The organism is Calditrichota bacterium (assembly GCA_014359355.1).
Taxonomy (GTDB): Bacteria; Zhuqueibacterota; Zhuqueibacteria; order JANLFK01; family Oleimicrobiaceae; genus Oleimicrobium.
This window is the reverse complement of the sequence record JACIZP010000331.1, coordinates 1-4,012: the sequence shown is the minus strand read 5'-3', so window position 1 is coordinate 4,012 and position 4,012 is coordinate 1. Positions and strand designations below refer to the sequence as shown.

Annotated in this window: 4 protein-coding genes; 1 reads left to right on the top strand and 3 read right to left on the bottom strand. The window is 63.2% G+C overall.

From position 1 onward, the window contains the following. From H5U38_14015 to H5U38_14005, 3 genes are all read right to left on the bottom strand, one after another. Window positions 1–1,192, bottom strand: a 1,192-nt coding sequence (locus H5U38_14015) for a hypothetical protein (GenBank protein MBC7188137.1), incomplete at its 3' end; no start/stop codon positions are given. Between the two features lie 28 nt (window positions 1,193–1,220). Beyond that, window positions 1,221–3,071 (bottom strand): hypothetical protein, encoded by a 1,851-nt coding sequence (locus H5U38_14010; protein MBC7188136.1) that lies wholly within the window; start codon window positions 3,069–3,071, stop codon window positions 1,221–1,223. A 193-nt stretch (window positions 3,072–3,264) separates the two neighbouring features. After that, the gene (locus H5U38_14005; protein ID MBC7188135.1) at window positions 3,265–3,453 is read right to left on the bottom strand and encodes a YfhL family 4Fe-4S dicluster ferredoxin; all 189 of its coding nucleotides are present in this window, start codon (window positions 3,451–3,453) and stop codon (window positions 3,265–3,267) included. 406 nt (window positions 3,454–3,859) lie between these two features. Here H5U38_14005 and H5U38_14000 point away from each other — a divergent pair. Then, window positions 3,860–4,012: ATP-binding cassette domain-containing protein (locus H5U38_14000; GenBank protein MBC7188134.1), on the top strand; the 153-nt coding region annotated here is incomplete at its 3' end.

The following is a 4,012-nucleotide window of genomic DNA, read 5'->3' as shown; positions in this document are numbered from 1 at the left end:
CCACGCGCGCGTCGATGACCTCGGACTCGTACACGCCGACGCTCTCATGTGCGGGCCCCACGCGGAAGACTCTGCCAGGGTTCGAGGTGGCCACGTAAAGGGCATTGTCCGAACCGGCGACAATGGCCGTGATCTGTTCTCCTTCCACGGTGTTGATGATGGTGGCCTCCTCGCCTGGCTCGAGGGCCAGCAATCTTCCCTTGTCGTTGCTTCCCGCCATCGGCTTGCCGGCGGCAGTCACCGCCAGTGCCAACACGCACTGCCTGTCGGAGCGCCACAGCTCGGTGGCGTTGCCGTCCGGGTCGATGGCAAAGACGGTGCCGCCGGCAGCGCGACCAACCCCGCTGGGAGTGATGCGCGCCGGTGGCAACACGAGCTCTTGCTCCTCCTCGCCCTCTTCCTTTTCGTCGGCAGGGGCTGCCTCCTCGGGCCGCTGCGGTCGCTCTGGAGTCTCCTGCAACGCCGCCGCATAGACTACGCCCCCCGGCCCGAGGGCGAGGGCGTGCACCTCCTCGGCAGGCGAATCATATAAAGTGAAAACCTTGCCGTCGCGGGTCACACGGTACACGTAGCCATTCTTGCTGGAGCCGACCAGCAGCGCTCCGTCGCTGCCCCAGGTCAGGCAACGCAAATGCGCCTCAGCGGGAGCAAAGAGAAGCTCGGCATCACCGTTGCGCGCTATTCGGTAGAGACCCGCCTTGTCCCCGGTGGCGGCGTACAGAGTGCCTCGTTCGTCCACCACAAGCCCCCAGACGTAGGAACAGGAAAGCTTGGCCACCAAGGAAGCCTGGCCCGACGACCCCACTGCCAGAATTTTCCCTCCTGGCGACGGGGCCACGTACAAAGTGCCATCCGGAGCGATGGCCAAGGCATAGACCTCCGGCTCGTCGGCATCAAACACGAGCGAGAGCTCGCCGTTCGGCCCGATGCGGAAGACTTTGCCGTCATTGCCTGTGCCCACGTAGAGGTTGCCGCGCCGATCTGCAACCATGGACCAGACGAGCGGTTCGCCGAGGTCAGCTAACTTTTTCACCGCCGGCGCGAGGGTGAGCTCGCCGCGCGGCGTCAAGGTCACGCCGACGAGCCGCCCTTTTTCCAGGGAGGCATAGGTGTTGAACTCCGCAAACCGGGTCGTGGCAGCCTGTGCCGCTGTCGCGCAGAGAATCAAGGCAAGCAAACAGAGTCGTCGCATAGCAGTAGACCTTTCCGCCTGGCCGCACTCAGGGTTGGGCGCGCCCTTTGACGCGCACGTGCAAGGACCTGCTGCCGCTCACCACCATGCCCACCGGGATCGCTTCCTCATAGACAACATTTCCGGTCAGCATCGACCCCTGCGCCAATCGATTGGAGTTGAGCACGGTGAGCACCGAGAGTGGCAGGTTCGGCATGGGGGCATCTCCCACCATGGCGCCAATCTCCGGCGAGACCACCTGCACATAGAGCATATCGTTGCGCCGCCGTTCATTCAGCAACTTGAGCAGGTGGGCAAAACTTTTCGGTTGAAAACGGGCAGGATTTTGGCGCCGCTCGGAGGCGGCAACCGCTGCTGCCCCGCCAAGCACGATCGTCACCCGATTCGCGGTCACCGTCTTGGGGATCACCACCTGGCGCGTCACGCGCACCACCTTGTCGGACTGGAAAGGGCGCAGCACGGCGGTGATGCCCACCGTATCGCCAGGCGCAACCTCAGTCTTGTCGTACCACACGGCCGCAATCTCTGCCGAGGCAAAGCCGGCGCGCTCGCTGAACTCAACCTCCACTCTGCTGATGGCAGCTTCCTGGAACTGGTTCACCATGAGCGAAGCGAGCATCGCCGCCAAGTCGTCGGCCGCCATTACCGCATCACTGCTCGGCGAGAAGAAACCTGCGGTGCGCGTGCCGGTGAAGAAGTTGTCCAGCGCCACCCTCTGGCCGTCCGCCAAGAGGATCTGGCCCTCTGCCTTCAGGCTCACATCGCCTCCGCCAAGGCGACTGGTGAGCAAGGCATTGAGCACGGCAATGCGCAGGTAGAAGGGGATGACCGTGTCCAACTGCCTGGCCACAGCCACGCGGAAGCGGTACTCCTGCGTGCTGCCGTTGAGGCTGCGATAGCGAATGTGCACGGGCACCATGGGCGGCTCTTCGCCGACGATCCCGAACAGGCCGGAGATGCGATCCTGACGGATGGTGCCGATGATGCGCGAGACCGCGGTGACCTTATCAGAACCCATCAAGCTGGGCACCGTGGTGACCACGCGCGCCTCGCCCATGGGCAAGCGTACAGCCCCCACGCCGAACACTTGGTGCCCAAAAGCCAGCACCGTGTCTCCCCTGCACCAGGTGACCGTGCCGGCCACATCGATGACCATGTCGCCGTCAATCAACACCTGGGAGACTGCATCCCCCGGCTGCAAATCGACCGGCCCCGGCGCGGCTCTCTGCGAGCCCGTTCCGCCTTGGACGGCCACAAATCCCCAACGTGCTAAGCGCTCGCGCGCATAATCCACGACCTCGCTGCGAAAGCCGGAGAAGCCCACCGGCACGGGCAATGTGGGAGAGGATGCGTGGGCGCTCGCCACTTCCTCCCAGACGCTGTCCGTATCCCGGCGCTGGTCGGCACCGCCCAGCGCCAAATCGAGGTAGGGGTTCCACACGCTGCCCACCTGGGCCTCTTCCAAGGGGCGATCCTTCTCTTTGTCGATCAGCGAGAACATCTGCGCGATGGGGGTGACTCCTGCCAGTGGCTCTTTGGCAAAGGAGCCGACCCGCATGGAGAGGGCGCCGGCCAGCTTGCCCTCGATATAGACCGGACTGCCGCTCATGCCTGCCACCACGCCGGTGTAGTCAACGCGCTCGCCATGGAGCCGCACCAGGATGAGGTCCTGCTGCGGATAGTAGTTGCGGATGACGTCGACTACCTCGACGCCGAACTCTTCCACCTGGCTCCCGTAGAACACGGTCTTGCCGACGCCCTTCATGCCAGGACGGATCTGGTCCAGCGGAAGCAAGGCCGGCGACTGTCCGCGTCCAGGGCCGGCAACGAGGACGGCACAGGTGGCAACAATTGTGGCAAGAGTCTGCTTTGTGGTCATGGCAAGTGGTTCGCTCCCCCTTCGCAAACAGAAAAGGGTAGCGGCTCTGTGGCGGGAAATGCCCTTCCTGCAGGCAACGCTACCCATGCGCATTGACGCGTGCAATCAGACAAGGCGGTACCATTCCTGTTCTGGCAACGCGTCGGTCTCTGCGCGGACCGTGGTGCCGCACGGTGGCGGCAAGGTCAGCCGGTTATGCTTTGACGATGCAGTCGACCGGGCAGACCTCCACGCAGCGCGGGCTGTCATAGTGACCCTTACATTCCACACACACGGCAGCATCAATGACGTAGATTTCGTCGCCCTCGCTGATCGCGCTCACAGGGCATTCCGGTTCGCAGGCGCCACAGCTGATGCACTCTTCGGTAATCTTCATCGCCATGAGAGGGGTCCTCCTTGTTGTTCAGCCTCGCCCTTTTCGCACTGGGTGGTGTGGCGTCTCTCGAACCGCAACGCCACTTTGCAGAAGATTCCCAGCGATCTGGTCGGTTTGCGAGGCGTAAATATACCAATAAAAACCAGCCGCGTCAAGGGGAAATTCCCGGGGGGGTACAGAGGCTGGGCATTCGTGCACCTTCGCCAAGACGCAGGCTGAGCAAAACAGAGGGGAAACCCGCCCCTCTCCCGTCCCCAAACGTTCGTTCGCAAAGCCCCTCGCGCTCTCTGTGTCCTCGCAGTACTGCGACCCCCGCAGCTCTCGCATCATTCCCTTTTCACCCTTGCATTTCAAGGCGGAAAATCATATATTCGCGCAACGCGAGACGGCGGTCGGATCAGGAAGCAGCACCATGCCACTGCTTGGCGCGGTCACGATCAGCAAGTCTTTCCCTGGCGTGCAGGCCTTGAAGGAGGTGAGCTTCGAGGTCAACGCCGGGGAAGTGCACGCGCTTGTCGGCGAGAACGGCGCCGGCAAGTCCACCCTCATGAAAATCCTCAGCGGC

What these genes read in the sequence shown, in the direction of transcription:
- H5U38_14010 (MBC7188136.1), bottom strand. Translation starts at nt 3,071, where the DNA reads ATGACCACAAAGCAGACTCTTGCCACAATTGTTGCCACCTGTGCCGTC.
- H5U38_14005 (MBC7188135.1), bottom strand. Translation starts at nt 3,453, where the DNA reads ATGGCGATGAAGATTACCGAAGAGTGCATCAGCTGTGGCGCCTGCGAA.